This window comes from Roseomonas sp. CCTCC AB2023176 (assembly GCF_042259275.1).
GTDB lineage: Bacteria > Pseudomonadota > Alphaproteobacteria > Acetobacterales > Acetobacteraceae > Roseomonas.
Genome location: NZ_CP170086.1, coordinates 2266985 through 2292408, shown reverse-complemented (window position 1 = coordinate 2292408; position 25424 = coordinate 2266985). Strand labels below are relative to the sequence as shown.

General features: G+C 73.2%; 23 protein-coding genes and 3 pseudogenes. 10 read left to right on the top strand and 16 right to left on the bottom strand.

All coding sequences use genetic code 11. From position 1 onward, the window contains the following. Positions 1-118: 118 nt before the first annotated feature. The 4 genes and pseudogenes from ACE7GA_RS11405 to ACE7GA_RS11390 form a co-directional block, all read right to left on the bottom strand. Positions 119-475 (bottom strand): annotated as a pseudogene (locus tag ACE7GA_RS11405) (SDR family NAD(P)-dependent oxidoreductase); the annotation flags it as partial. 61 nt (positions 476-536) lie between these two features. After that, complete coding sequence (locus ACE7GA_RS11400) at positions 537-1046, bottom strand: hypothetical protein (protein ID WP_376099457.1); 510 nt, start codon at positions 1044-1046, stop codon at positions 537-539. Between the two features lie 47 nt (positions 1047-1093). Continuing rightward, a pseudogene (locus tag ACE7GA_RS11395) lies at positions 1094-1525 on the bottom strand (hypothetical protein); the annotation flags it as partial. 551 nt (positions 1526-2076) lie between these two features. Next, on the bottom strand, positions 2077-2529 hold the full coding sequence (locus ACE7GA_RS11390) for a hypothetical protein (RefSeq protein ID WP_376099455.1): 453 nt from the start codon (positions 2527-2529) through the stop codon (positions 2077-2079). A 40-nt stretch (positions 2530-2569) separates the two neighbouring features. Here ACE7GA_RS11390 and ACE7GA_RS11385 point away from each other — a divergent pair, with 40 nt between their 5' ends. The 9 genes from ACE7GA_RS11385 to ACE7GA_RS11345 all read left to right on the top strand — a co-directional run bounded on the left by ACE7GA_RS11385 (position 2570) and on the right by ACE7GA_RS11345 (position 11941). Then, a complete protein-coding gene (locus tag ACE7GA_RS11385) occupies positions 2570-2998 on the top strand; it encodes a hypothetical protein (RefSeq protein WP_376099453.1) in 429 nt (142 codons plus the stop codon). Positions 2999-3022: 24 nt separating this feature from the next. After that, positions 3023-3862: an ABC transporter permease gene (locus ACE7GA_RS11380; protein WP_376099451.1), complete on the top strand. Its 840-nt coding sequence runs from the start codon at positions 3023-3025 to the stop codon at positions 3860-3862. 2 nt (positions 3863-3864) lie between these two features. Beyond that, positions 3865-4512, top strand: a complete 648-nt coding sequence (locus tag ACE7GA_RS11375) for an ABC transporter ATP-binding protein (protein ID WP_376099449.1) — start codon at positions 3865-3867, stop codon at positions 4510-4512. Further along, positions 4481-5674 (top strand): capsule biosynthesis protein, encoded by a 1194-nt coding sequence (locus ACE7GA_RS11370; protein WP_376099447.1) that lies wholly within the window; start codon positions 4481-4483, stop codon positions 5672-5674. Before ACE7GA_RS11375 ends, ACE7GA_RS11370 begins: the two co-directional genes overlap by 32 nt. Next, positions 5664-7430 carry a polysaccharide biosynthesis/export family protein gene (locus ACE7GA_RS11365; protein WP_376099445.1) on the top strand — a complete coding sequence of 589 codons (1767 nt, stop codon included), beginning with the start codon at positions 5664-5666 and terminating at the stop codon, positions 7428-7430. Before ACE7GA_RS11370 ends, ACE7GA_RS11365 begins: the two co-directional genes overlap by 11 nt. Positions 7431-7606: 176 nt before the next feature. Then, positions 7607-8038, top strand: coding sequence for an alpha/beta fold hydrolase (locus ACE7GA_RS11360; protein ID WP_376099443.1), 432 nt, complete (start codon positions 7607-7609; stop codon positions 8036-8038). Next, complete coding sequence (locus ACE7GA_RS11355) at positions 8026-8469, top strand: alpha/beta fold hydrolase (RefSeq protein WP_376099441.1); 444 nt, start codon at positions 8026-8028, stop codon at positions 8467-8469. Before ACE7GA_RS11360 ends, ACE7GA_RS11355 begins: the two co-directional genes overlap by 13 nt. 56 nt (positions 8470-8525) lie before the next feature. Beyond that, positions 8526-9860 (top strand): hypothetical protein, encoded by a 1335-nt coding sequence (locus ACE7GA_RS11350; protein ID WP_376099439.1) that lies wholly within the window; start codon positions 8526-8528, stop codon positions 9858-9860. Between the two features lie 1109 nt (positions 9861-10969). Continuing rightward, positions 10970-11941: a protein-L-isoaspartate O-methyltransferase gene (locus ACE7GA_RS11345; protein ID WP_376099437.1), complete on the top strand. Its 972-nt coding sequence runs from the start codon at positions 10970-10972 to the stop codon at positions 11939-11941. A 226-nt stretch (positions 11942-12167) separates the two neighbouring features. Here the strand turns inward: ACE7GA_RS11345 and ACE7GA_RS11340 are convergent, their stop codons facing one another. Further along, positions 12168-13409 carry a NupC/NupG family nucleoside CNT transporter gene (locus tag ACE7GA_RS11340; protein ID WP_376099435.1) on the bottom strand — a complete coding sequence of 414 codons (1242 nt, stop codon included), beginning with the start codon at positions 13407-13409 and terminating at the stop codon, positions 12168-12170. A gap of 104 nt (positions 13410-13513) precedes the next feature. Between ACE7GA_RS11340 and ACE7GA_RS11335 the strand changes: the two genes are divergently transcribed. Further along, a complete protein-coding gene (locus ACE7GA_RS11335; RefSeq protein ID WP_376099433.1) occupies positions 13514-13738 on the top strand; it encodes a hypothetical protein in 225 nt (74 codons plus the stop codon). Between the two features lie 247 nt (positions 13739-13985). Here ACE7GA_RS11335 and ACE7GA_RS11330 read toward each other — a convergent pair whose 3' ends face one another. From ACE7GA_RS11330 to tssB, 11 genes and pseudogenes are all read right to left on the bottom strand, one after another. Continuing rightward, complete coding sequence (locus tag ACE7GA_RS11330; RefSeq protein ID WP_376099431.1) at positions 13986-14834, bottom strand: hypothetical protein; 849 nt, start codon at positions 14832-14834, stop codon at positions 13986-13988. A gap of 174 nt (positions 14835-15008) precedes the next feature. Then, positions 15009-15665, bottom strand: coding sequence for an OmpA family protein (locus ACE7GA_RS11325; RefSeq protein WP_376100229.1), 657 nt, complete (start codon positions 15663-15665; stop codon positions 15009-15011). Between the two features lie 68 nt (positions 15666-15733). Next, the gene (locus ACE7GA_RS11320; protein WP_376099429.1) at positions 15734-17224 is read right to left on the bottom strand and encodes a methyltransferase regulatory domain-containing protein; all 1491 of its coding nucleotides are present in this window, start codon (positions 17222-17224) and stop codon (positions 15734-15736) included. A gap of 268 nt (positions 17225-17492) precedes the next feature. Further along, positions 17493-18304 (bottom strand): annotated as a pseudogene (gene tssG / locus ACE7GA_RS11315) (type VI secretion system baseplate subunit TssG); the annotation flags it as partial. 371 nt (positions 18305-18675) lie between these two features. Then, positions 18676-20508, bottom strand: coding sequence for a type VI secretion system baseplate subunit TssF (gene tssF, locus ACE7GA_RS11310; protein ID WP_376099427.1), 1833 nt, complete (start codon positions 20506-20508; stop codon positions 18676-18678). Then, entirely contained in the window at positions 20505-20999 is a 495-nt protein-coding gene (tssE, locus tag ACE7GA_RS11305; RefSeq protein WP_376099425.1) for a type VI secretion system baseplate subunit TssE, read from the bottom strand. The genes tssF and tssE overlap by 4 nt, the downstream gene beginning before the upstream one ends. 5 nt (positions 21000-21004) lie before the next feature. Beyond that, positions 21005-21508: a type VI secretion system accessory protein TagJ gene (locus ACE7GA_RS11300; RefSeq protein WP_376099423.1), complete on the bottom strand. Its 504-nt coding sequence runs from the start codon at positions 21506-21508 to the stop codon at positions 21005-21007. After that, positions 21400-21822, bottom strand: coding sequence for a tetratricopeptide repeat protein (locus ACE7GA_RS11295; protein WP_376099421.1), 423 nt, complete (start codon positions 21820-21822; stop codon positions 21400-21402). Before ACE7GA_RS11295 ends, ACE7GA_RS11300 begins: the two co-directional genes overlap by 109 nt. Before the next feature lie 34 nt (positions 21823-21856). Then, complete coding sequence (gene tssC, locus ACE7GA_RS11290) at positions 21857-23371, bottom strand: type VI secretion system contractile sheath large subunit (RefSeq protein ID WP_376099419.1); 1515 nt, start codon at positions 23369-23371, stop codon at positions 21857-21859. 42 nt (positions 23372-23413) lie between these two features. Next, positions 23414-24907: a type VI secretion system contractile sheath large subunit gene (tssC, locus tag ACE7GA_RS11285; RefSeq protein WP_376099417.1), complete on the bottom strand. Its 1494-nt coding sequence runs from the start codon at positions 24905-24907 to the stop codon at positions 23414-23416. Between the two features lie 4 nt (positions 24908-24911). Beyond that, the gene (tssB, locus tag ACE7GA_RS11280; RefSeq protein WP_376099415.1) at positions 24912-25415 is read right to left on the bottom strand and encodes a type VI secretion system contractile sheath small subunit; all 504 of its coding nucleotides are present in this window, start codon (positions 25413-25415) and stop codon (positions 24912-24914) included. Between the last annotated feature and the right edge of the window lie 9 nt (positions 25416-25424).

The window sequence follows — 25424 nt, the reverse complement described above, 5'->3', positions numbered from 1 at the left end:
GCCGGGCTGTCCGGCAATCCGCGGAAGGCCGCGAGCGACGCCACCAGCCCGATCCGTCCCGCCCCCGCGCCCGCATCGCCGGCAGCAGCGGATGCACGAGGTTCATCGCCCCGATCAGGTTGACGCCCACGACGGCGGCTGCGTCCTCCCGCGTCTCCCAGGCCCCGCCCGGCCGCGTGCCCGTCGCGATCCCCGCATTCGCGACGACGAGGGTGACCGGCGCCGCCGCGTCCCAATCCAGCAGCGCCCGCGCCACGCCCTCCGCGTCCCGCACGTCGAGGGCTGCGACCCGCACCGCCGCGCCCATGGCCGCGCAGGCCGCCGCCGTCTCGTTCAACCCCTCCTTGCCGGGTCCTGGCTCTCCCCGCGCGATCAGCCCGAGCGTGACGCCGGGCCGCGCGAAGCGCCGCGCCAGCGCCGCGCCCAGCCCACGCGACGCGCCGGAAATGACGACCGACGCGAATCCGGGTTCCACCCCGCTCACCGTGCGGCCCCGGACCGGCCGGGGATCGCGGCCCTCCTGTCGGCCGCGCCCCTCACCGCCGCCCCGCCAGCCGCGCCAGGGTGCCGCGGACGACCCCCTCCAGGCCCCGGTGCAGCGTCGTCGGCGAGAGCCGCCAGGCCCCGGGCTCCTCCAGCCGGTCCAGCACGACCTCCACGGGGCAGGGCAGCATCGTCACGGGGTCTAGGTAGCGGGGGTAGAGGATCAGCGCCGCCGCGACGAGTTCGTCCAGCGTCCGCACCACCCCGCGCCGCCCCTCCGGCAGCGGGTCGCGGTCCTCCGTCAGGCCCCAGCCCGCATAGAAGGGCCGTCCCCAGGTCGTCACGGGTACGCCGCGCAGGATCGCCTCGAAGCCGGAGAGCGAGGTGACGGTGTGCAGCCGCGTCACCAGCGGGAACAGCGCGACCAGCGGCGTCGCGGCGGGGACGACGGCGTCCGCGAGCCCGCGCAGCTCCGTCGCGCGCAGCCGGCCGCGGCGGAAGCCCGCCTCCAGGTCCGGATGCGGCCTGTAGAGGACGTGGGCCTCCGGCTCCGCCTCCCGCACCGCCCGCAGCAGGCCGAGATCGTCCGGACCCCCGTCCCGCCGAGACGCATGGAGGCATCGTCCTCCACCTGCCCCACGACGAGCACCGCCCGCCGCCCGGCCGGCACCGCGGGCGGCGCCGCGCCGCCCGCCAAGTTGTACTTCGTCACCCCCCGCGCCACGATCGCCTGCCGCAGCCGCGCCGCCCGCTCCAGCAGCGCCGGCGGGAACCCGCCGCGCTCCAGCAGCGTTTCCAGCCCCGAGGGCCGGCGCGCGTCGTAATGCGCCCCGTGCGGGTCAAGGCAGTAGGACGCCCCCGGCAGGAACCGGGCCCCCAGCCCGCGGGACCGCACGAATCCGTCCTCCAGCAGCCGGACCTCAGCGCCCTCCCGCCGGATGATCGACGCCATCTCGTCCGGCGTGGCCGAGGCCCAGGAGACGATGGCCCCCGCCTCCGCCCGCGCGCGCTGGATCGCGCCGGGGATGTCGAGCGTGAACACCGGCCCGCCGCCGCCATGCGCGAGCAGCGCCGCCACGTGCCGCCGCTTCCAGAACGCGATGCCGAGGCAGGCGGAGACCGTCCGGTTCTCGCGCTCCACCGCAGCCCAGTCGGCCAGGAGCCGCAACGCCTCCCCCAGTCCCCAAGGCTTCCGGCGGAACGGGTCCGCCGCCCTCGCCCGCGACAGCACCGCGCGCAACGCCCCTGCCGGCCCGTCATGCGGCACCCCCGCCGCCTCGGCCAGCGCCGCCAGGCCCTCCCCCGCGCCATGCAGAGACGCGGCGGCGTCCAGCAGGGTCCAGGGCGCCAGAGGCTGGGGCAGCACCCGCTCGCCCGGCTCGGGCACCAGCGAGGGCGGGGCCTCGGCCGCCGCCCAGGGGTCGCGCGCCAGCAGCACGGGCCGCCCCGTCGCCCGCGCCGCCTGCAACGCCGCCTGGCCCGCGCCGGCGCGGCACGGATCGAGCACCACGGCACAGCCGCGCTCCGGCAGCCCGAAGGCCGCATGCCCCGGATCGGGCAGCCCCGCCGGCCCGCCGACCCGCCCATGCGCGATCACCGTCCCCAGCCCGTCCGGATCCCCGACCGCCGCGCCCTCTTCGCCCCGAACATCCCCGGGGACTTCCCCCCGGCTTCCCCCAGGGCCAGCACGATCAGCGGCGGCGCGTCCCGGCCGGCGAAGCGCGCCGGAGCGAAGGGGGCGAGGGTGAACCGCAGGACCTCGCCCGGCCATCCGCGCGGCGCCTCGTCGTCCTCCGGCAGCAACAGCACGGCGCCCGCCCCGGCCCGCTCGGCCGCCACCACTCGGCGTCCGGGCCAGAAGGCCGGCAGGTGCGGCCAGCGGTCCAGCAATGCCCGGGGAACCGCGATCGCCGGAAATGGCTCCTGCGCCGCTCCGCGGAAGAACCGCGCATCATCGTCCGAAGCCAGGCCGGCGCCGCCCAGCGGACCGCCCGTCCCGCCCCGGGCGGAAGCGCCGTCCCGATCGGAGGCGGAAAGATCGTTCACGGTTTTGCTACCTACGGCGGGACACGGTATCCTCCGCCTCATGCTCCAAGCCACTGCGACCGGCAACGCGCGCCGGCGCCGACATGCCGTTCCCGCCCTGCTCCTCCTCGCCCTCGCCGGCTGCAGCGCGAGCGCGGGCGACCAGACCTGGTGGAACCCGCTCGGCCTCGCCCCCGCCCCGACCAGCCCTCCGCCGGCCACGGGCGTCGTCCTCCCCGTCCGCGCCGCTGACCCCGTCGCGGCCTTCGCCGGCCGCGCCCAAATCGGCCAGCAGGAGAGCGTGCCCGTCCCGGACAGCGGCCGCCTCGTCACGGCGCGCCTCGCCCGCACCTACCAGGCCGCCTCCGGCCGCGAATGCCGGGAAGTCCAGTTCAGCGCCGGCGGCGGCGCCATCTACTGCAACGACCCCTCCGCCGGCTGGGTGGCCGCGCGCCCGCTCCTGCGCGGCGGCGCGGTCGCCCGCCCCTGACACCCTCCTGACACGCCCGCCCCGATGAGCGACGCCGCCCTCCCCATTCCCCCCGCCGGCCCCGCCGGCGGCGCGACGGGACAGGCGCGGGGCGTCGGCGGCTTCCTAGGCGTCCGCACCCGCGTCATCCACGCCCTCATCCTGCGGGAGATGCAGACCCGCTTCGGCCGCCACAACCTCGGCTTCGCCTGGCTCTTCTTCGAGCCGCTGTTCCTCGGCGTCATGGTCGGCCTCATGCACTCCGTCACGGACAAGGGCGTGATCGGCGGCGTCGACCCGTTCTACTTCAGCGTCATGGGCTACGTGCCCTTCTTCATGTTCCGCACGATCGTCGGCCGCTCCGCCGCCGCGCTGCACGCCAACCTCACCCTCCTCTTCCACCGCCAGGTCACGCCGCTCGACATCGTCCTCGCGCGCAACATCCTCGAGGGCGTCGCAGTCCTCGGCGTCGTCCTCCTCATCATCGCCGTCGCGTCCTGGGTGACGGAGAGCCTGCCGCACGACCCCTCGCTCGTCGTGGTCGCGCTGCTGATGTCCTTCCTCCTCGCCAACGGGCTGTCGATGTGCGTCGCCGGCCTCACCGCCCGCTGGGAAGGCCTCGAACGGCTCGTGCACCCCATCACCTACCTCATGCTGCCGATCTCCGGCGCCTTCTTCGCCGTCGCCCAGATGCCGCCGGAATGGCGCGAACTCCTCGTCTGGAGCCCCCTGGTCCACCCGCACGAAGCCATCCGCGAAGGCATCTTCGGCCCGCGCATCCCGTCCTACGCGGATTTCGGCTACCTCTCGCTCTGGATCCTCGGCACGAACCTCCTCGGCGTCGCCGCCCTCCGCGGCGCCCGCCGCAAGCTGACGATCTTCTAGCCGTGCTGGTCCTCGAGGACGTCTGGAAGGCCTATCCCGTCCGCGGCGGCCAGCGCGATATCCTGCGCGGCATCAGCTGCGTCGTCGAACGGGGCGACGCCATCGGCATCCTCGGCCGCAACGGCGCGGGCAAGTCCACCCTCATGCGCGTCATGGCGGGCGTCGAGGCGCCGACAAGCGGCCGCGTCATCCGCGGGATGACCGTCTCCTGGCCGCTCGGCTCCGGCTTCGGCCTCCAGGCCAGCCTCAGCGGCGCCGACAACGCCCGCTTCATCGCCCGCATCTACGGCCAGGACGTGGAGGAGACGCTCGACTTCGTCGCCGCCTTCGCCGAACTCGGCCGCTACTTCCACGAACCCGTGCGGACCTACTCCTCCGGCATGATGGGGAAGCTCCTCATGGGGCTGTCCTTCGCCGTGAAGTTCGACTGCTACCTCGTGGACGAGGTCATCTCGACGGGCGACCAGCGCTTCGTCAGCCGCTGCCAGGCCATGCTCGACACGCGCCTCGCCGGCGCGACCATCCTGATGGTCTCGCATTTCCCCGAACATATCAGGCAATACTGCCGCACCGCCGTCGTGCTCCGGAACGGCCGGTTGGAGCTGTACGAGGACATCGATGAAGGTATCGCCGTCTATAGCAGCCTCTGACCCGCCGGCCTCGACGCGGGCCGCGCGGCCGCCGCGACCGCCCGCGCGCCCGTCGCGCCGGCCGAGCAAGTGGCGCGGCTTCCTCCTCGCCGTGGTCCTGCCGACGCTGATCGCCGCGGGCTACCTCTACGGCATCGCGGCGGACCAGTACGCCAGCGACGCCCGCATCCTCGTCCGCACCGCCTCGCCGCCCATCGGCGGCAGCGGCAATTCCTCGTCCTCCGGCTCCCTCGGCAGCCTCCTCAGCGGCGGTACCCGCACCGCGTCCGACGAGACGATGGCCGTCCGCGACTTCCTGCGTTCCCAGGACGCCATCCGCACCATCGCGCCCCAGGTGGACCTCGTCTCCATCTGGCGCCGCCCCGAAGCCGACCTCGCGGCGCGGCTCTGGTGGAGCGAGCCGACCGGCGAGCAGCTGCACCGCTACTACGGCCGCATGGTCGCCGTGGACTACGACCAGGAATCGAACGCCGTCACCCTCCTCGTGAAGACCTTCCGCGCCGAGGACTCGAAGGCGATCGCCGAGGCCCTCCTCGCCGCCGCGGAGCGCCTCGTGAATACGCTGGGGCAGCGCCAGCGCGAGGGCACGCTCGAATCCGCCCGCGCCGAGGTCGGCCGCGCCGAGGCCCGCGTCTCGGCCGCCCGGGATTCCCTGACCCGCTTCCGCCTCGCCGAGCGAGCCATCGACCCGACCCGCGAGGTCGGCGGCAACATGGACACCATCCTCCGCCTGGAAGGCGCCCTCACCGAGGCCCGCGCCGAACTCCAGGAGAAGAGCGGCTACATGCGCACCGACAACCCGCAGGTGGCCGTCGTCCGCAACCGCATCGGCGCGCTGGAACGCCAGATCGCGCTGGAGCGCACCCGCGTCACCGCCGGCGAGCAGGCCCTCCCCCAGCAGCTCGCGGGCTACGAGCGCCTGCTGGTCGAGCGCGAATTCGCCGACCGCCAGCTGACCTCCGCCCTCGCCGGCCTCGAATACGCGCGCATCGAGACGGAGCGCCAGCAGCTCTGGCTTTCCCGCGTCGTGCATCCGCAGGTCGCGGACAGCGCCCGCTATCCGCGGGCCAGCTACATCCTCCTCAGCCTTTTCGCCGTGCTTTGTGCCCTCTATGGACTTGGCGCTCTCCTGATGGCCGGATTCCGCGAACATGCTTCCTGATCACACGCGCCGGCGCGCCCCGGCGCGCGCCCTCGCGCTCGCGGCCGTCCTCCTCGCCGGCCTTGCCGGCGAGGCCCGGGCCCAGTTCCCATCCTCCCCCGTCCTGCCCGCGATCCCCGGCCGCCTGGCCGGCGGCAGCGCCCTGAGCACGGCGCCCGTCAACACCGGCCAGCTTGCCGACCAAAACCAGGTCGAACGCCAGGGCACCACGACGGCGGCCGAGGCGTCCGTCACCGTCACCGGCCCGCTCGGCGAGCAGGGGCGCCGCACCTCGCCTTCGCAGACCGTCTTCGGCGCCGCGCTCTTCACCCGCCCCGCGCCGAACGCCACCGACGCGCCGAACCCCAACTACCGCATCGGCGTCGGCGACCGCGTCTCCGTCCGTGTCTGGGGCGCCGTGGAGGCCGAGACGGTCGGCCAGGTGGATGCGGAAGGAAACCTCTTCCTCCCCTCCATCGGCCCGCTCCGCCTCGCCGGCGTCACCGCGGGCGACCTCCAGCGCGTCGTGGAGGCCGAGGTCCGCCGGATCTACACGCAGCAGGTCCAGGTCTACGCCGTCCTGCTCTCGGTCAACCGCGTCGGCGTCTTCGTCACGGGGTTCGTCAAGTCCCCGGGCCGGCACCTCGGCTCGCCGGCCGAGAGCGTGCTCGACTTCCTCATGCGCGCGGGCGGCGTGGACCCGGCCCGCGGGTCCTTCCGCGACATCCAGATCCAGCGCCGCGGCCGCACCGTCCAGCAGATCGACCTCTACCCCTTCCTCCTGACGGGTCGCCTGCCGTTCCACCAGTTCGTGGAGGGGGACACGATCATCGTCGCGCGCCAGGGCGCCCTCGTCTCGGCCGACGGCGCGGTGCGCAACAACTACCTCTTCGAGGTTCCCGGGCGTGCCATGTCGGGGGATGAGTTCATCGGCCTCGCCTCCCCGCTGCCGTCCGCCACCAACGTCGTGGTGCGCGGCAGCCGCAACGGTGCCCCCTTCTCCCGCTACACCACGCTGGCCGACCTGCGGCGTACCGCGCTGCAGGACCAGGACGTCGCCTCCTTCATCACCGACGCGCCGGCGCAGACGGTGCGCGTGACGATCGAGGGCAGCCGCCTCGGCCCCTCCGTCCTCATCGCCGACCGCGATATCGGCCTTTGCCAGATCCTCGACCACGTGGCGGTGGACCCGCGCCTGGCCGACACTTCCTCGGTCTTCATCCTCCGTCCCTCCATCGCCGCGCAGCAGCAGCGCACGATCAACGAGACGCTGGACCGGCTGGAGCGGCAGCTCTTCACCGCGACCTCCTCCACCACCGGCGTCGCGGAGATCCGCTCGAGCGAGGCGCAGCTCGTATCCACCTACATCTCCCGCGCCCGCCGCGTGCAGCCGGAAGGGCGGCTCGTCACCGTGGACCGCCAGGGACGCTGCACCAACACCCGCCTGCTGGACGACGACGTCATCGTCATCCCCGAGCGGACGGAGACGGTGCTCATCGCCGGCGAGGTGAACGCGCCGCAGGCCGTGCTCTGGGCGCCGAACCTCACCCTCCAGAACTACGTGGACCGGGCCGGCGGCTTCTCCCAGCGCGGCAACCTGCGCAACATCATGATCCGCCGAGCGAGCGGGGAGATCGTGCTGAACCCGACGGAAGGGCCGCGCCCCGGCGACGAGGTGCTCGCCCTGCCCGTGCTCGACCCCAAGCTGTTCCAGGTGACGCGCGATGTCTTCCAGCTGATCTACCAGACCGCCCTCTCCGCGCGGATCTTCCAGTAGCTGCCGGGACCGCGGAAGCGGGCGGCAGCCGCCGGGCACGGCGCGGGCCCGCCCGGGGCGGCCGCCGCGTGCTTGAGCGTGTGCCCCGGGCCGCACATCCCCGGGTTCAGCCGACGCCCACGACCGTTGCGCCCGCGTCCGTTGACACGGGCCGGGCCGGGCCGGTTCATGCGCCCATGCCGATGCCCGCCCGGGTCACGCGGCGCGGCGCGCTGGCCCTCGCCGCGCTCGCGCCCCTGTCCCGCCCCGCCCGAGCCGCCCAGAGCCGGTTCATCCAGACCACCGACGGCGTGCGCCTGCACGTCCAGGAGGCGGGGCAGGGCACGCCGATCGTCATCGTGCCGGGCTGGTGCATGCCCGGCTGGTTGTTCGAACCGCAGCTGCGTGGCCTGTCGTCCCGCTTCCGCGTCGTCGTCATGGATCCCCGCGGCCAGGGCCAGTCGGACATCCCGGGCTGGGGCTACGACCAGAACCGCCGCGGCGCCGACATCGGCGACGTGCTGGACGCCTTGCGGATCCCCCGCGCGGTGATCCTGGGCTGGTCGCTCGGCGTGCTGGACACGCTGGGTTACGTCGCGAACCGCGGGGATCGCGGGTGGCCGGACTGATCCTGGTGGACAACTCGATCGGCGAGGACCCGCCGCCCACCGCCCCCGGCCCCCGCCCGCCGCGCCCGCGCCTGTCGCGCGAGGAATGGATGCGCCGCTTCGTGCGGGGCATGTTCCGCTACCCGCCGGCGCAATCCGTCCTGGACCGCCTTGCGAACGAGGCGCTGCGGATGCCGCCGGACGCCAGCCAGGCGCTGCTCTCCTACCCCGTGCCGCGCACCTACTGGCGCGACGCCGTCTATTCGACGAACAAGCCGGTGCTCTACGCCGTGCGCCCGCGCTTCGCCGGCCAGGCCGCGAACCTCCAGGCCCGCCACCCCAATGCGGAGACGGTCGTCTTCGCCGAAGCAGGACACGCGATGTTCGCCGACGAGCCGGACCGCTTCAACGCCATGGTGGCCGACTTCGTGCGGCGAAAGGTGGCGGCGTGATCGCCACGGCTCAGCGGGCGGGCCTGCGCACCCTTGCCCCGCTTTTCCTGATCTGCATGAGCGCGGTCGGATTCGAGATCGCGCTGACCCGCTTCTTCGCCGTCGCCCAGTGGTCCGAGTACGGCTACTGGATCATCTCCATCGCGATGGTCGGCTTCGCGCTATCGGGTGCCACCATGGCGATCTTCCGGGACGGCTTCGTCCGCCGCGGGGAGGCGATGCGCGCCTGGCTGCCGCCGCTCCTGCTCGTCGCCGCCGCCGCGGGCTTCCACTTCACCGTCGCCAACCCCTTCAACCCGCTCCGCCTCCAGAACGCGACGACCTGGTCCACCGAGATCTGGAACATCGCGGGCTACTACGCCGCCCTCTTCCCGTTCTTCTTCCTGACCGGGCTCTACATCTCCCTCTGCTTCGTGCTGAACAGCCGCGACGTCGGCCGCGTCTACGGCTACGATCTGCTTGGCGCCGGCGCGGGTGCCGTCACCGGCCTCGCGCTGATGCTCGTCCTCGACCCCTTCCACCTGCCGCCGGCCCTGATGGTGCCGCTGACGCTGGCGGCCTTCTTCACGATGCCGTCCTGGCCGCGCGCCTGGCGGATCGGGGTGCCCGTCGCAGCGGTGGCCGCGCTCCTGGGCGGCGGGGCGCTACTGCTTTCCCATCCCGGCGGCTTCAACGAGTTCAAGGCGATCTACGCGCCGCTCCAGACGCCGGACGCGCGGGTGCTCGCCGAACGCCGCCTGCCGCGCGGCCACTACATGCTGCTCGACGACTTCCTGGAACGGGTGGACACCGACCTCTCGAACAATGCGGGGATGATGGGCCTGCCCGGCCCGCCCTCCTCCTTCGGCCTGTACCGCGACGGCAACCGCATCGCCGCCCTTCCGAAGCCCCATCCCGAAAGACAGGGCGCGCTGGACGTCGGCTATGCCCCGTCCACCCTCGACTCCGCCCCCTACGCGCTGCGTCCGGGCGCGGCGGTGCTGATGCTCGGCGCCTCCGGCGGCTTCCGCCCCACCGCGGCCCTCTCCCTCGGCGCCTCGCGCGTCACGGTGCTGGAACCGGAACCCGTCCTCCGCGGCGCGCGCTCTGAACGGTCTCGGCCCGTCCCCGGCCCTGCCGCCCGACCCGCGCCTGACAATCTCGGGCGCCTCGCCCCTGGCGGCGCTGCGCGACGGCGCGGGCTACAGTATCGTGGACCTCTCCGCCGACTTCCTCGAGGCCGGCGAAGTCAACGGCACCGCCTTCACGGTCGAGGCGATCGCCGCCGCGCTCCGCGCCCTCGCGCCCGGCGGCATCCTGTCGCTGCCGGTCTCCATTCGCGACTTCCCGGTCTATGCCCCGCGCCTCCTCGCGACCGTGCGCGAGGGCGTGGTCTCCTCCGGCCTCGGTGACGCGCCGGCCCACGTCATCGTCTATCGCTCAGCCTGGAGCGTCCGCATCCTCGTCACGAACCGCGCCTGGGCGCCGTCCGACGTGGCCGCGCTGCGCCGCTGGGCCGAGGAACGCTCCTTCGACGTCTCCTACTTTCCCGGCATTACCCCCGCCGACCGCGAACGCGTCTTCAACGAACTCCCCGCCATGGCCTTCGACACGGGCACGGTCGGCTCCGACACGCAGGACGCGCTGGCCGAGGAAGTGGGCCCGATCCTCGCCGGCCAGCCCACCGCCACGGGCGAGGCCTTCTCGCTGCGCCCCGTCACCCTCGACCGCCCCGCCTTCTTCGCCGCGCTCCGCCTCTCCGAGGCCCGCTCCCTCCTAGAGCGCCTCGAACTGCTCCCGCAGCAGGAGATCGGCGCCCTCATCAACCTCGCCGTCCTCGCGCAGGCCTTCGTCATCGCGGGGATCGTCCTCCTCGTCCCGCTCCTCGGCGGCGCGGGCCTGCGCAGCGCGGAAGGCGGCGTGACGCGCCCCATGATCTACTTCGCCTGCCTCGGCCTCGGCTTCCTCATGCTCGAGATCATCGCGATCGAGCGCGCCTCCCTCCTCCTCAACGACCGCACCGCCGGCTTCGCCATCGTGCTGACGGGCATGCTCGTCTTCCTCGGCCTCGGTAGCCTGCTGGCCGTGCGGCATGAGGCCGCGCCGATGCGCGCCCTGCTCCCCTGCGGCGCCGTCGTCGTGGCCTGGGGCATCGCGATGGTCGCCGTCGCGGAGCCGCTGATCCTCGCCGCCCTCGACCTGCCCTGGCTTGCCCGCGCGGGCCTCGCCCTTCTCGCCGTCGCGCCGGTGTCCGTCGCCCTCGGGATGTTCTTCCCCCTCGGCCTCGCCCGGGTCGCAGAACGCCGGGACGCCGCGGGCCTCCTCCCCTGGGCCTGGGGCCTCAACGGCGCCTTCTCCGTCGTGGCCACACCGCTGGCAAATCTGATGGCGCGCGAGGCCGGCCTCGACGCCATCGTGCTGACGGGGGTGCTGCTCTATGTTACCGCGTTGCTGGCCTTCCCTTCCCCCGTCCGAGTGGTCCGCGATGCCTCCCTCCGCCTTCAACCCGACACGCCGTAGCTTGCTGGCCGCAGGCGGCGCGCTTGCGCTCGGTACGCCCGCCTTTGCCCAAACGGCCTTCGCCCAAACGGCCTTCGCGCAGGGTGCCGCCCCGGCCGCGGACGCGCCGGCGACGCCGCCGGCCGCCGCACCGTCCGTCCCCGCGACCCCGCGCGCCGCCAACCCCGGCGCGAAGGCCGGCGAGGGCTGGAACCACGCCGCCTTCCTCGAGGCCATGCGCAAGAGCGGCCGCAACACGAACCTCACGCCGCAGGGTTGGGCCGCCATCAACGCCCGCCGCCCCGCCGCCCTCCAGCGCATCGAGCGCTACCTGAAGGACCGCCTCGGCTCCGCCGATCCGGAGGTCATGCGCGCCTTCTCCGAGGTGCCGCGCGAGTATTACCACTACCTCTACCAGGCCAACGCGTCCCAGGCCGAAGCCGCCTACGAGACCGACCCGAAGCCCTGGGGCCTCGGCTACGGCTCCGCCCTCTCCGACTACCTGGGGCAGGCCTACATGACGCAGGTCTGCCAGCCCAAGGCCGGCGACGTTTCCCTCGAGATCGGCACCGGCTCCGGCTACCAGAGCAGCGTCCTGTCGCGCATCTGCCGCGAATCCTACTCGATCGAGGTCATCGAACCGCTCGGCCGCGCCGTCGGCCGCATCTTCGAACCGCTTGGTTACGCGAACGTCCGCTCCCGCGTGGGCGACGGCTATTTCGGCTGGCCGGAAGTCCAGGGCGGCTTCGACATCATCATCGTCACCTGCGCCGCGACCTACGCGCCGCCCGACCTGTTCCGCCAGCTCAAGCCCGGCGGCCGGATGATCATCCCCATCGGCCAGCCCTTCCGCCGGGGACAGGTCCTCTACGTCTACACGAAGGACGAGGAGGGACGCGTGCGCTCCCGCCGCGACGTCGGCGTGTTCTTCATCCCCATGACCGGCGCGATCGAGCGCCGGCCAGCGCCGCAGGGAACGCCGGGGCCGACCTGATCCGGCCTGCGTTGCACTGAGCGGCCCCTGGACCCCATCTTGTAGACGCCCCGGGTCGAAGCGTGGACGCCACGCGCGCTTGCGCCGCGCGGCGTCCATCCCTCAACCCAGGGCGTCTCTCTTCACAGGTCGCGGGTCCAGGGGCGCGTTCGCCCCTGGTGGATGGGAGGTCCGGAGGGAGGGCAAAGCCCGCCCTCCGGAGTTCACCCGCGCCACGTCAACCCGATCAGCCCGCCACCAGCATCCCCACCGCCGCCCCGGTCATGAGGCACGCGATCGTCCCCGCCACAAGCGATGGGAAGCCCAGCCGCACGATATCCGCGCGGCGTTCCGGGCACAGCGTCACCAGCCCGCTCACCATGATCCCCACGCTCGCCAGGTTCGCGAAGCCGCAGAGCGCCCAGGTCAGGATGATCCGGCTGCGCGGTGACAGCCCCGCCCCACCCTCGCCGGCGAGGGACAGGTAGGCCACGAACTCGTTGATCACCGCGCGCACGCCCAGCAGCCGCGCGGCCGCACCCGCCTCCTCGGCGGGAATGCCGGTCAACCAAGCCAGCGGCCAGAACAGTGTCCCGACCATGGCCTCCAGCGTCAGTCCCGTGACCGGACGCAGGATCATGTTGGCCAGTGCCACCAGCGCCACGAAGACGATCAGCGCCGCCGCGATGTTCAGCAGCAGCGCCAGCCCGTCCGACGTCCCGCGCACCAGCGCCTCCATCGTGCTCTCGTAAAGCCGCGGTGGATCCGCCTCCGCCTCGCCGCCGCTCCCCTCGTCCGGCAGCATCAGCCGCGCGGCCAGGATCGCCGCCGGCGCCGAGACGAGCGATGCCGCGAGCAACTGCCCCGCCGCATCCGGCACCACCGGCGCGAGGAACGTCGCATAGAGGACCAGCACGTTCCCGCTGATCGTCGCGAGCCCCGCCGTCATCACGACGAGCATCTCCCCCCGCGACAGCCGCCCGAACCAGCCGCGGATGAACAGCACAGCCTCCACCATGCCGACGAAGACGTTCGCCGCGACCGAGACGCCCGTCGCGCCCGACAGCCCGAAGGCCGCGCGCAGCACGCGCGACATCCCGCGCACCAGCAGCGGCAGCACGCGCCAGTGGTACAGCACGGCGGAGATCGCCCCGACCACCAGCACCAGCGGCAGTCCCTGGAAGAACAGGATGAACCCCGCCTCGGGCCGCGCGACGTCGAAGGGTGAGGGGCCGCCGCCGAGATAACCGAACACGAAGGTCGTCCCCGCCCGAGTCGCGGCCGCCAGCGCGTCCACGCCCGCGCCCACCGCAGACAGCGCCGCGCGCAGCGGCGGCACGTGCAGCATCGCCGCCGCCAGCACGACCTGCAGCACCAGCCCCGCGACGACGGCGCGCCACGGCACCGGCCGCCGGAACCCGCCGCACGCCCAGGCAAGGAACGTGAAGGCCAGCAGCCCGAAGGCCGACTGGAATTGCAGCATGTTCATGCGGGAACCACCGCGAAATCGTGGACGGATTCGCCCGGTTCGCATAGGGTCAGCCACAGCCGGCGACGTCGGGGGACGTGCTGGCGACAGGGGAATTTCTTATCATGAATCGCAGGGCCCTCTTCGGCACCCTTTCGCTCGGCCTGTTGGCCGGGCTCACCGCGACCTCGGCCGAAGCGGCGACCCGCCGCACGCGCCGCCCGACGCAGACGGCGGCCGACTGCCCGCGCTCTGCGCCGTGTACGTCCAGCCGCGGCACCCGCTTCTGGATCAGCGACGACGGCCGCCGCCACACGCTGCGCCGCCGCCGGACGACGACGCCGGCCTGAGGGCTGCGCTGGGTGGCCCTGGAGGAAGGCTCGGCCTTCCTCCGGACCTCGATCCGCCAGGGGACGCGTCCCCTGGATCCCATTCGGTGAAACGCCCTGGCTTGGATGGTGATCGCCACGCCGCGCAAGCGCGCGTGGCGATCACCATCCAAGCCGGGGCATCTTCTTTACGGAACGCGGGTCCAGGGGCGCGTTCGCCCCTGGCGGGTGGGAGGTCCGGAGGGAGGGCAACGCCTGCCCCCCGGTGTCACCGCCGCAACGCCGCCCGCAGCCGCTCCACCGCCACGTCGTCCAACGCCACGTCCCGCCGCGGTTCGAAGAAGCGCCGGTCCGGCGTGTGCAGCAGGTACGCGTAGGCCTCGTTCGCCATCAGCGTCTCGTTGGCCGTGTCGTATCCCTCGCGCGAAAGGAAGGCGCGGAACGCCGCGCGCTCCGCCGTCGTGAACACCTCCCGCCAGACCCGGATCACCTGCGCGGCATAGGCCGGGTCGGTCGAGAACACCCCGTGCCCGAACTCATGCTCCAGCACGGAACGCCGGGAGTCCGCGTCGAAATCCGGCCCCTCGTTCGGCAGGGAGATCAGCGCCAGCGGTCCCGTCCCGCCGGCCGCGCGGATCGCCGGCATCTGCGCCAGCAGCCAACGTTCCTCCGCGTTCAGCGCGATGTCGCCGGACGCGGCCATCGCGAAGAAGCGCTCCATGTCCGCCAGCGCGTAGTTGTGGCCGTAGTAGTAGGTCTCGGGCCGCTCGTTGTCCGCGGCGATCGCGGCGGCCAGTTCCCGGTCCGTCAGCACGCGGTCGCGCGGCGCCCGCGCCTTCTCCACCAGCGCGGCCATCCGGTTCAGCATCCGCCCCTGGGTGCCGAGGTCCGGCAGCGCCAGCAGGAACACCGACGGCCGCTCCGCGAAGCGCGCCAGTGTCGGCACCTCCGGCTGCCAGGCAAGGATCGCGGCACGGTCCCGCAGCGCGAAGCGCGGCACGGCAAGCGCCGGCGGGCCCTCGGACGGCCCGGGCACAGGCGCCGCTGCCTCGGGCAGCGACACGGTGTCGGAGACCGGCCGAAGGACGAACCACGCCCCGCCCCCGGCCGCGATCAACCCCAGGACAACGGCGCCGACCACCACGGCCAGCCGGGACCGGGCCCCGATGCCGGCGCGTGGAGGGACGGCGCGCGGAAGGGGGCGGGCGCAAGGGCGGCTGGCACCGTCAGCCGCACCGTCTCGTCCGGATCGACCGGCCCGGGCCGCGCCATCCCCTGGACGCTCCTGCGGTTAGGAACCGAGGTTGAGCACCTGCACCCGGCGGTTCCGCACATCCGACACGTTGTCGCCGGTCGGGATCAGAAGCTGGCTCTCGCCCAGCCCGATCGCCTCCAGCCGCTCCGCGGTCACGCCGAAGCGCTTGACGAGGTAGTCGCGCACCGCCTCCGCCCGCCGTTGCGACAGCTCACGGTTCGCGACGTCGGGGCCGACGGTGTCGGTATGCCCCTCGATCCGGAAGCGATAAGCCGAGAGCTGCGGGGAGGCCAGCGCCTGGCCCAGCGGCGTCAGCGCCCGCTCGGCCGCAGGCGTGATCGTCCAGGATCCCGTCGCGAACTGCACGGTAATGGAAACGGCCGGCACCTCCGGTGGCGCCGTGGTCGCCATCGGCGGCGGCGACTGCGAGGCGGGCGTCTGGGCCGGGCGCGCGGGAGCCGCCGCCACCGGCGCCGCGGGCGAGACCGTCGCGCCCGGCGACAGCGTCGGCGCGGCCTGCTCCGCCGGCGGCGTCTCGGCGCCGGGACGGCGGATGCCGCGCGTGCCGGACCCCGGCTGCAGCCGCTGGATCATGTCGAGCGCGGAGGGGGACTGGGCCGCCGCGGGCTCCGGCAGCGCCGCCGCGCCGAACAGGGCGGCGAGGCACGCAGCGGGAAAAAGGGAACGGGACATCGAGGCGTCTCTCCGGTGGTCGTTGCGCGCATCGCACCGAAGCGGCGATGCGGCGTGTTCCGACGTTTTCACGCTACACCGAAGCGCCGCCAGGCCGGCAGCCTTTCCTGTAGCGTCTGTGTCACTACCGCGGTCGCCTGCGCCAGGCCTTCGCCCTCCAGCTCCCCGGCGACGGCGACCGCGAGTTCCGCTGGGGCGCGCGTCGCCAGGTCGTCCCGTGCCGTCAGCGCGGCCTCCAGCGGCGAACAGCCGAGACCCGCGCCGATCCACGGCGATGCGAGCCCCAGGCGCGTATCCCCCACCCCTTGCGGCGCGAAGGTCTGCGCGAGCACGCGGTTGAACCGCCGCGCCCGAGCCACGGCGGCCGCATCGGGCTGCGGGTTCCAGATCGGCAGGACGGTGTCCGTTCCATCCAGCACGACCAGCAGTTCCTCCGGCGACATCCGGCCGCTGCCCGGCAGCGTCCGCAACTCGCCCAGCGTCCGCGGCCGCTCCTCCAGCGCCGCGAGGATCGGACGCGAGATCGCCTCGGGCACCTCGATCTTGCCGACGATCGTCCGCAGCGGCGGCAACGTTCCGTCCGCGCGATGCGCGGACAGGCCGACGACGATGCGGTCCAGAAGCGCGGTTCGGTCCGCCCGCCGCGCGCCGCGGACGAAGAGGTCGCGCCGGAACGGCCGGACGAGGAAGAGGTCCTTCACCAGTTCCCGCGGCGGTCCTTCCGGCACTTCCTCCACGATCGCGATCTGCTCGGGCTCGAGGACGAGCGAGGGGAAGTTCTCCGCCAGGGTGGCGCTGCCTGCATGCTCCATGCGTGCGGGCGCCAGCGCCTCGAAGAGGTCGCCGAAGAAGACGGGGCGCCAGTGGTCCGTCATCATCTCGTGCGCGAGATAGGCGGGGTCGGGGTTGCCCTCCTCCCCCACCACCATCTTCAGCATGCGCGTGTCCTTCAGGTGCATCGCGCCGGCGTCCCGCACCCGCTTCACGAAGGGCGCGGCCGACAGCACGCGCGACACGCTGTCCCCGCGCGAGGGCATGGCGGCGGCGACGCGCACGAGCCGCTGCAGCGCCATGTTCTCCCCGAAGCCGGGAAGCGCGTTGTAGGCGCAGTAGAACACGCCGCCCGCCTTCAGCCGCTGCGCCAGCAGCCGGACGATCCCGGCGCGTACGGGGTCCGCGACCCAGGTCCAGACGCCGTGCAGCATCATCATGTCCGCCGCCGGGATCGCGGCGAGGTCCGCGTCCGACATCGCGGCGAGGTCGGCCTCGAGGAACCGGAGGTTGTCGAGCCCCGCCTCCTCCGCGAAGGCCGTCGCCTCCGCCACGTGCGCGGGGTTGTAGTCCAGGCCGATGACCATCCAGGTCGGATTGGCCGCCGCCAGCACCGCCGTCGTCAGCCCGCGCCCGCAGCCGATGTCCACGAGCGTCATGCCCGGCCGGGGCCGCCAGTCCACGCCGTTGACCGCGAGGGCCATCGCCACGTGCGCCGGCGTCTGCTGGTGGTTGTACGACACGACGTAGGGGGCGTCCGCCACGTAACCCCGGCTCCAGCTCGTCATGATCCTGCGTTTCCCCGGTCGCGATGCGATGCGCCGTCCGTTCTAGATCGGGGCGGTCGCGCGGGGGACGGTGCGGTTGGTCACGCCTGTCGTGCGGCGGATCGGGCGCTGCCGATGATCGTCGCGCGTCACGGCCGCAGCAACGCGTCCGCCGCATCCTTCGACCGTGGCCGCCGCATCGCCATCCACCCGGTGCGTCCCAGCCGCGCCCCGCCCCCAGCCGCGCCGCCGGCACCTGCGCTGCCGACAGCACGGGGTTGACCGCGAAATCCGTCTCCGGCCCCACATGCAGCCGCGTCAGCTCGCAGACCCGCCGGAACAGCGGCTCGCCCGGCAGCAATTCGCGGAACGCCGCCTCGTCCAGCGGCCCGACCCGGATGATGAACCGCGCCGCGGGGTCCCAGACCTGCGACCCCGCCGCCGCGTCGGCCCCGAGCCGCGCATGCACCCGCCCGAGCCGCGTGCGCTCCTGCACCGGCAACCGCTGCCAGCCCCCGCGAACTCCACGATCTCGACGCGGCGGCCGATCTCCTCCTCCAGCATCGCGCAGAGCCGCTCCGCGCTCCGCGTCCGGTGCCCGAGGTTCCCCGCGTGGTACAGCAGCCCGGGCAGCGGCGTCGTCGTCCGCTCCGCGAGGCCCGGCGTCGCCATGCCGATCACCGCGGCCAGCACGGTCTTCGCCCGCTCGGGCTCCCGCGCCGGACGCACCTTCGCCCCCGCTTGCACCCAGAAGCCCGTGAAGCGCCGCGACAGCAGCTCGAGGAAGTTGCCGAGCGCCGTGCCCCGCCGCCGCAGGTTCGCCGGGAGGTTACGCAGCTCCGCCGCCGCCGTCGCGACGTAGTGCCGCGGCAGCGCCCCGCCCCCGAGTAGCCCGAAGGTCGGTGCGGTGACCGACCCGGACTCCACGTCGCCCGCCAAGACCTCGCCATGCGGCAGGTTCAGCCGGACGGCAGCCCGGTACGGAAGATCCGCAAAGGCACGGCCGCGCGAGACAACGTGCGCCGCCTGATCGAGGTCGAAGCGATCGGGCTGCTCGTGCAGCAGCCGGGCCGTGCTCGGCGCCGGAGCCTCCGGCGGCATGACGCCGAAGGGCGGCGGCAGGTCGGCCGCCCCGCCTTCCCCCTCCGCATCCCGCGCGGCGGCCGCCGGCGCGGCGGATTCGCCGGCCGCCGTCGTCGCGCCCAGCGCGGCCTCCAGCAGTCCCGCGCCGGCCGCAGGCACCCCGGACGGCGACGGCCCCGACGACCCGTTCGGCACCGCCCCGCCGGCCGCCATCCCCGCGGCATCGGGCGCCGTGGCGGCCAGGGCGGCCTCGAGCAGGTCCGCGCCGGCGGACGGCCCCATCCCGGTCCCGCGCCCCTCCTCCGTCGGTGCGGCGGGCCACGTCGCCCGCCGCGGCACGTTCAGCGTCGCGTCGGAGTCATCCGGCGGGGGCGGCCCCTCGCCGACGCTCACAGCAGCACCCGCGTCCCGCTGCGCGCCGGCCAGGACGCGGCCGCTTCCGACCGCCCGCGCAGCACCGCCCGCGTCCGCACGAAGCCGTTGACCGAGATCTGCAGCGACAGGAACCGCTCGATCACCGCCGCCAGCAGATGCAGCCCGCCCGATGTCCAGGCCCCCGGGTCGAAGGTCAGCGTCACGTCGATCCCGCGCGTGAAGATCCCGGGCCGCTGCCCCGGAATCCGGGCCAGCCCGGGCTTCGCCTCCACAGCCAGCAGCCCCGCGATCGCGTTCCGCGTTTCCGGCGCGTCGCGCAGGTCGTGCAGGCGCAACATCTCCCGCAGCGCCAGCGCCGCATCCTCCCCGCCCGTGACGCCGAGGTGGTTCAGCGCGAGGTGCGACACCAGCCGCCACCCGCCGCGCCCCCGCAGCGGGAAGCGCAGCGTCGAGGTCGGCGCCGTCATGTACTCCGCCCGCTCCGCCGCGATCGGATCCACCGGTCGCAGCGGCGGCTGGTTCCCGCCCGAGGGCAGCAGTTCCGGCAGGTCCCGGTTGGTGCAGAGCGCCTCCACCGTCAGCACGCCGTCCGCCGGCGCCATCGGGTCGAAGGCCGGATCACGGAGCATGACCCGCGTCTCCGTCCCCGTCAGCGGCGAGGGTGCGGGCAGCCGGCGCGCCACCCACTCCGCCTGCGCCGCCTCCTCTCCCGCCGGCACCGGCTCCCGCGCCAGGCGCAGGAAGGGCTGCACGACGCGACGCGCGCCGTCCGGCCCGGTCTCGCGCAGCGCGCGGATCGAATGCACCTCCAGCGCGTTGGGCCGCCGCGCATCGGGGATGACGAGCCAGTCTGACTGCGTCCCGTCCAGCGCAATGGGCTCACAGCGCTGCGGGAACAGGTTGACCGCCGGCGTACAGCCCAGCGCGAAGGTTTCCGCCCCCACGCTCCGCTCCAGCTGCGGCACCGCGCGGGAGAGATAGATGAAGACCTCCAGCCGGTCCTTGTCGTGCAGCAGCGTCCGCGCGTCCAACCCCTCGAGGTCGAGGTAGAGGAACTTGTCGGGGAACGCGAAGTACTCCGTCAGCAGCCGGTGCCCGTCGAAGGCCCGCCGCGGCCAGGGCAGCGCCGCCTCCTCCCGCGCGAAGCCGGCGGCCCGCAGCGCCGTCGGCGGCAGCAGCGTGGGCGCCGTGTCCACCGCCGTGTCCGCCAGCGCGATCCCGAGGCAGGCATTCGTCAGCAGGTCGTGCAACGCGAAGGCCGTCGGCCCCGCGCCGGGCAGGTGGATCCGCAGCCGGTCCAGCCCCATCGCCGCGAAGGTCAGGTCCGGCGCCCCGCTCCGCAGCGTCAGCCGCAGGCAGGCCGCCGCCCGCGGCGCCCCCGGATTGGCCGGCGCCGCGAAGGGCTGCCCCATCAGCCGCGCCCCCTCCACCCGCACGGGCCAGAGCGTCAGGTCGTGGCAGGTCGCGTAGCGCAGCGCATTGCCCCCCGCCACGGGCTCCGTGTCCAGCGCCGTCCCGCGCGGGATCGTCGCGCGTCCCCGCTGGTCCGGCTTCGGCGTGAAGCGCACCGTCGTCATGCTCGGCACCGGCGCCAGCAGGTGCGGCGACAGCAGTTCCAGCAGCGCGTCCGAGAACTCCGGAAGCTCGTCCTCCAGCCGGTGCTGCACCCGTGCCGCGAGGAAGGCGACGCCCTCCAGGATGCGCTCGACATGGGGATCGTCCCCCGTGCCGTCCCGCGTCACCCGCAACCGCCCGGCGACCTTCGGATGCGCGTCCGCGAACTCCCCCGCGAGCCGCCGCAGCGCCTCGAGCTCCGCGTTGTAGAAGGGCAGCAGGCTCTCGCTCATCCCTCGACCACCCGCACCTCGTGCGAGACCGCCTCCACCATGGTGTCGAAGGAAATCGGCTCCGGCACGGGATCGGTGCGCAGGACGGCGGAGATCCGCAGCCGCAGCGTGCGGTCGAGGTCCGACCCGCTCCGCAGGTTCACCGTCACGTTCATCAGCCGCGGCTCGAACCGCCGGATCACCTCCGCCACCTCCTCCGCCAGCGCCTCCCGCGCCTTGTCCAGCAGGAAGGACCCCGCCGTCGCGTCGGGAATGCCGTAGCCCAGGGGCGAGGCCGGCAGTTCCTCCAGATGCGCCGGCAGGAGCCACCGCCGCCGCCGCGCGTTCAGCAGCGCCTCCAGGTCCCGCCGTACCCCCGCGCGCAGCGCATCCAGCGCCGCCGCCGCGCTGACCGGAGCGTCGCGCACCTGCTCGGGCTCCGGGTCCAGCAGCCGGTCGAGCAACGGCAAGCGGACGCGGAGCGATCCCGGCCTGTTCTGGGTCCCTGACACCGCGCTCAGTCGAACTTCACGAAGGCGAGTTCCGACGCCGTCACCGCCTCCTCGCCCAGCAGGTAGAGCCGCTGCCCGACGCCACGCACGAGCGTCGCGCCGCCAGCCGTCTCCTCATGCCACTCCGTCACGCGCCCCATCCGCGCCGCGTCCGTCATCGCCCCACCGACGGGCGGATAGACGGCCGGCAGGAAGATCAGCCCCTCCGTCCCGTCCTTCAGCGTGATCTCCGCGCGCCGCCATACCAGGTCCCGCGCCCGCCGCCCCGGCGCGAAGGAGAGCGACGATACCCGCTCGAAGGCGACGAGCATGTGGTCGCCGGCCTGGGTCAGCACCTCCATCCCCGGCGAAATCAGGTCGTCCGCGTCGCGCATGTCGTCGAACGCGATCGTCTTGCCGTTCACCAGCTCCGCCGTACCCGGCGAACGCGGGCGCAGCGACTCGGCCTCGGCCGCCGCGGCCGCGGCCCCCGCGACGTCGCCCGCGCGCGCCAGCACGATGGCGCGCATCGCTGCCTCCTGCGCCGGCGTCGTCTCGCCGCCCTGGATGCGCGGCGCCCGCCCTCCTTCCACATCTGCTGCCGCGCGACCTCCGCCCGCAGCAGGCGCCGGAACTCCAGGACAGCCGGCACCGGCTCGTCCAGCACGGCGGCGTCCAGCATCTTGTCCGCCCGGTCCGCGTCGCCCTGCAGCAGCAGCACCTCGGCGAGCAGCCAGCGCGCCTCCTGGTCGCGCGGGGCGGCCTTCACCTTGGCCTGGGCCGAGGCGACGGCAGCGGCGAGGTCGCCCTCCCGGAGGGCGTCGGCGGTGGTGGTCGTGCTCACGTTCGGTCTCCCAATGCGATCATGCGGGGCGGCGTCATGCCGGTTTCGGCCCCGAGAGGTCGGTGACGAGGCGGAACACCGCCCCGACGTCGTCGAGCTGGTGGTGCGGCTGAAGGTGGACGACGCAGCCATAGGTGCCGGGGCGTCCCGGCTGCTCCCGCACCTCGACCCGCGCGTCGCGCAGCGGATAGCGCGCCGCCGCGTCGCCACCGCCGGCAAGGCCGCTGACATAGCCGCCGATCCAGCGCATCAGCCGGAACTGAACCTCCTCCGGCGAGAGGAAGGCGCCGACCATGTCGCGCCCCATGACCTTCACGCAATGCGCGAAGCGGCAGACGCAGAGCACGTTGTTCATCTGCGCGGACAGCCGCTGGTTCGCGTCCGCGACCTCCGTCGTCATGCGCGGCGGCCGGTGCAACGTCGGCAGGGCGGAGAAGGACGCCTCCGGCAGCGCGTCCAGCCCGCAGAAGGCGATGAGGTTGGCGTCGGCCAGCGCCCGCTCCTGCTCGTCGGTCAAGGCGAGTTCGACTGGCGGCCGCGGCGGCGGCCCCGGCGGGTCGGAAGGCAGCCGTTCCAGCGGCAGCCCTTCCACCACGCCGCCCGACGCGACGGCGGACGGCTCCGCCCCCCGCAGGTCGCCGGGCCAGCGGAAGTTCCGGAACGCCCGCACCGCGTTGGACGCGAAGGCGTAGATCGGCGCGGTCCAGACCCGGTCCGCATCGCCCGCGACGCGTTCCCGGTACACGAAGCGGTCGGCCCGCGTCCCGTCGTTGCGCCAGGCCGGCCGCCCCAGGGCGCGCGGCAGCACGACGCCGAGGAAACGCGTGTCCTCCCGCGTCGAGAGCGCGCGCCACCGCGCCCGGTCCGGCGCCCGCAGCGCCGCCGCAAGGTCGCCCGCCGCCGACGCCTCCCCGAAGCTGTCGAGGTTCAGCAGCGCGGGCGACGCCGGCAGCAGGATCGGGCAGAAGGCGGCCGCCGCCGTCGCCGCGAGCCGCCCGAGGAGGGAGATGTCGTCCACCGGATCGCCGCCGCCCGGCCCCGGCCTCACCTCGAAATCCGCGAGCAGGAGGGAATAGGGCTCGCCGCCGGCGATGCCGAACTCCTCTTCGTGCAGCTTGCGGAAGGTGATGGACTGGTCGAACTCCACCGCGCGCTCCAGGTCGCGCGACAGCTCCGGCTTGCGGATCGGCAGCAGCCGGATGCGGATGACGCGGTCCGCTTCGGCCCGCTCCGTCAGCCAGGCGAGGCCGCGCCACGAGCCTTCCAGCCGCGTCAGCCGGGGCTGGTGCAGCACGGCGTCCAACTGGCGTGAGATCAGGGCATCGAGCCGCGCGATGTCGCGGTCCAACGCCTCGCCGACCCGCTGCATCGGATCGGGCCGGCGCAGCATCTCGCGCAGCGCCGCGTCCCCGAACCACGCGCGCAGCGCGTCGGCCGCGCCCCGTTCGACCAGGAACTCAGCGAGCGCCCCGGCCGCAGCCGCGTGCCGGGCGCCGAAGAAGCGTCCGGCCCGCACGGCGTCCCGCAGGGCCGTGCGGGCCGAGGTCATGAAACCCGCGTCATGCCGGCATCTCCGGTCGGGAAGCCCCGATCAGGACTTCTGCGGGATGCGCGCGACCATGCGCATGGAGGTCGTCAGTTCCTCCATCTGCAGCCAGGGACGCAGGTAGGCCACGGCGTTGTAGGAACCGGGCTTGCCCGGGATCTCCTTCACCTCGACCTTCGCCTCGCGCAGCGGGTACTGCGCGCGGTTCGCCTGGCCCGCGCCCTCCATCGGGTTGACGTAGTTCTGGATCCAGCGGTTCAGCCAGGTCTCGCAGTCCGACGCCTCCATGAAGGAGCCGATCTTGTCCCGCGCCATCACCTTCAGGAAGTGCGCGAAGCGCGACGTCGCCATGATGTAGGGCAGCCGCGCGGAGATGGCGGCGTTCGCCGTCGCCTCGGGACGGTCGTACTTCTTCGGCTTCTGGATCGTCTGCGCCCCGAAGAAGACGGAGTAATCCGTATTCTTGTAGTGGCAGAGCGGCAGGAAGCCGAGGTTCGACAGCTCCGCCTCACGCCGGTCGGTGATCGCAACCTCGGTCGGGCACTTCGTGTCGGTGTCGCCGTCATCGGACGTGAAGACGTGCGTCGGCAGGTCGGTGACCTTGCCGCCGCCCTCCGCGCCGCGGATCGCGGTGCACCAGCCGTACTGCGCGAAGGCGTCGGTCAGCCGCGCGCCCATCGCGTAGGCCGCGTTCATCCAGCAGTAGTGCTCGTGGTTCATCTTCGCGGGCGACCCGTCCGGGTTGGTCGGCGCCTCCTCGTAGTTGAACTCCTCGACGGGCTTCGTGGCCTCGCCATAGGGCAGCCGCGCCAGCACCCGCGGTGCGACGAGGGAGATGAAGCGGGCGTCATCCTTGTCCCGCAGCGACCGCCACTTCGTGTATTCCTGCGTATCGAAGATCTTCGCGAGGTCCCGCGGCTTCGACAGCTCCGTCCAGTCCTTGAACCCGAACAGCCCGGCGCCCGCCGCCGAGATGAACGGCGCGAAGCCGGAGGCCGCGACGGAAGCCATGTGGCCGAGCGCCTCGATGTCGTCCGGGTGGTTCGTCCACTCGTAGTCGCCGATCAGCGCGCCATAGGGCTCGCCGCCCGGCAGGCCGAACTCGCTTTCGTAGATCTTCTTGAAGAGCTGGCTCTGGTCGAACTCCACGGCCTTCGTCAGGTCGCGGTGCATCTCCTTCTTGGAGAGCTGGACCATCCGGAGCTTCAGGGAAGTCCCCGTCTCCGACTTGTCCACGAGGTAGTGCAGCCCACGCCAGGAGCCCTCGAGCTTCAGGAAGCGCTCGTTGTGCATGATCGCATTGAGCTGCTTGCTGACCTTCTCGTCGATCGCGGCGATCGCCCGGTTGAAGGTCTGCGTCAGGTTGCGGTTGAAGGTGACGGTGCCCTTCAGCGCCTCCTCGGTCAGGGCCTTGATGAGGTCCTGCGCCCGGTCCTTCTCGGTCTGCTTCGTGGCGCCGACGACCTGGTCGAGGAGCGAAAGGCCGCCTTCCTCGAGGGTGGTGGCCGAACCGGCGGCTGCGGTCTGCGTCGCGCTCATCGGTTCAGCCCTCCTTGCCGAGGCCGAGGTCGGCCGACAGCTTGTTCAGCTTGTCCTGGTCCTGCAGGACCTGCTCGAGCAGCCCTTCCAGTTCCTCGGAATTGTCGGCCTTGCTCGCGAGGTCGCGCAGCTTCGCGCGGGTGTCGAGCAGCGCCTTCAGCGCGGGCACCTGCTCCGCCACCTTCGCGGGGTCGAAGTCGTCGAGCGAGCGGAACTTCAGGTCCACCGCCATTTCGCTGCCGTCGTCGGCGAGCGTGTTGTCCACCTTCAGCTTCAGGCCCGGCGCGATGCGCGCCATGACGTCGTTGAAGTTGTCGCGGTCGATTTGGGTGAACTTGCGGTCGGCCAGCGGCTTCAGCGGCTCGCTCGGGTCGCCCGCGAAGTCGCCCATGACGCCGACGACGAAGGGCAGCTCCCGCAGGATCGCGGCGCCTTCCGTCTCGACCTCGTAGGTGATGTGCACGCGCGGCTTGCGCACGCGGCTCAGTTTGTCGTGGACGCCGGACATGGTGGTCCC

Excerpts from the sequence above, each read along its gene's own strand:
- ACE7GA_RS11385 (WP_376099453.1), top strand. The coding sequence starts at position 2,570 with ATGCTCCAAGCCACTGCGACCGGCAACGCGCGCCGGCGCCGACATGCC.
- ACE7GA_RS11380 (WP_376099451.1), top strand. The coding sequence starts at position 3,023 with ATGAGCGACGCCGCCCTCCCCATTCCCCCCGCCGGCCCCGCCGGCGGC.
- ACE7GA_RS11370 (WP_376099447.1), top strand. The coding sequence starts at position 4,481 with ATGAAGGTATCGCCGTCTATAGCAGCCTCTGACCCGCCGGCCTCGACG.
- ACE7GA_RS11365 (WP_376099445.1), top strand. The coding sequence starts at position 5,664 with ATGCTTCCTGATCACACGCGCCGGCGCGCCCCGGCGCGCGCCCTCGCG.
- ACE7GA_RS11360 (WP_376099443.1), top strand. The coding sequence starts at position 7,607 with ATGCCGATGCCCGCCCGGGTCACGCGGCGCGGCGCGCTGGCCCTCGCC.
- ACE7GA_RS11350 (WP_376099439.1), top strand. The coding sequence starts at position 8,526 with ATGAGCGCGGTCGGATTCGAGATCGCGCTGACCCGCTTCTTCGCCGTC.
- ACE7GA_RS11340 (WP_376099435.1), bottom strand. The coding sequence starts at position 13,409 with ATGAACATGCTGCAATTCCAGTCGGCCTTCGGGCTGCTGGCCTTCACG.
- ACE7GA_RS11335 (WP_376099433.1), top strand. The coding sequence starts at position 13,514 with ATGAATCGCAGGGCCCTCTTCGGCACCCTTTCGCTCGGCCTGTTGGCC.
- ACE7GA_RS11325 (WP_376100229.1), bottom strand. The coding sequence starts at position 15,665 with ATGTCCCGTTCCCTTTTTCCCGCTGCGTGCCTCGCCGCCCTGTTCGGC.
- ACE7GA_RS11320 (WP_376099429.1), bottom strand. The coding sequence starts at position 17,224 with ATGACGAGCTGGAGCCGGGGTTACGTGGCGGACGCCCCCTACGTCGTG.
- tssF (WP_376099427.1), bottom strand. The coding sequence starts at position 20,508 with ATGAGCGAGAGCCTGCTGCCCTTCTACAACGCGGAGCTCGAGGCGCTG.
- ACE7GA_RS11300 (WP_376099423.1), bottom strand. The coding sequence starts at position 21,508 with ATGCGCGCCATCGTGCTGGCGCGCGCGGGCGACGTCGCGGGGGCCGCG.
- tssC (WP_376099419.1), bottom strand. The coding sequence starts at position 23,371 with ATGACCTCGGCCCGCACGGCCCTGCGGGACGCCGTGCGGGCCGGACGC.
- tssC (WP_376099417.1), bottom strand. The coding sequence starts at position 24,907 with ATGAGCGCGACGCAGACCGCAGCCGCCGGTTCGGCCACCACCCTCGAG.
- tssB (WP_376099415.1), bottom strand. The coding sequence starts at position 25,415 with ATGTCCGGCGTCCACGACAAACTGAGCCGCGTGCGCAAGCCGCGCGTG.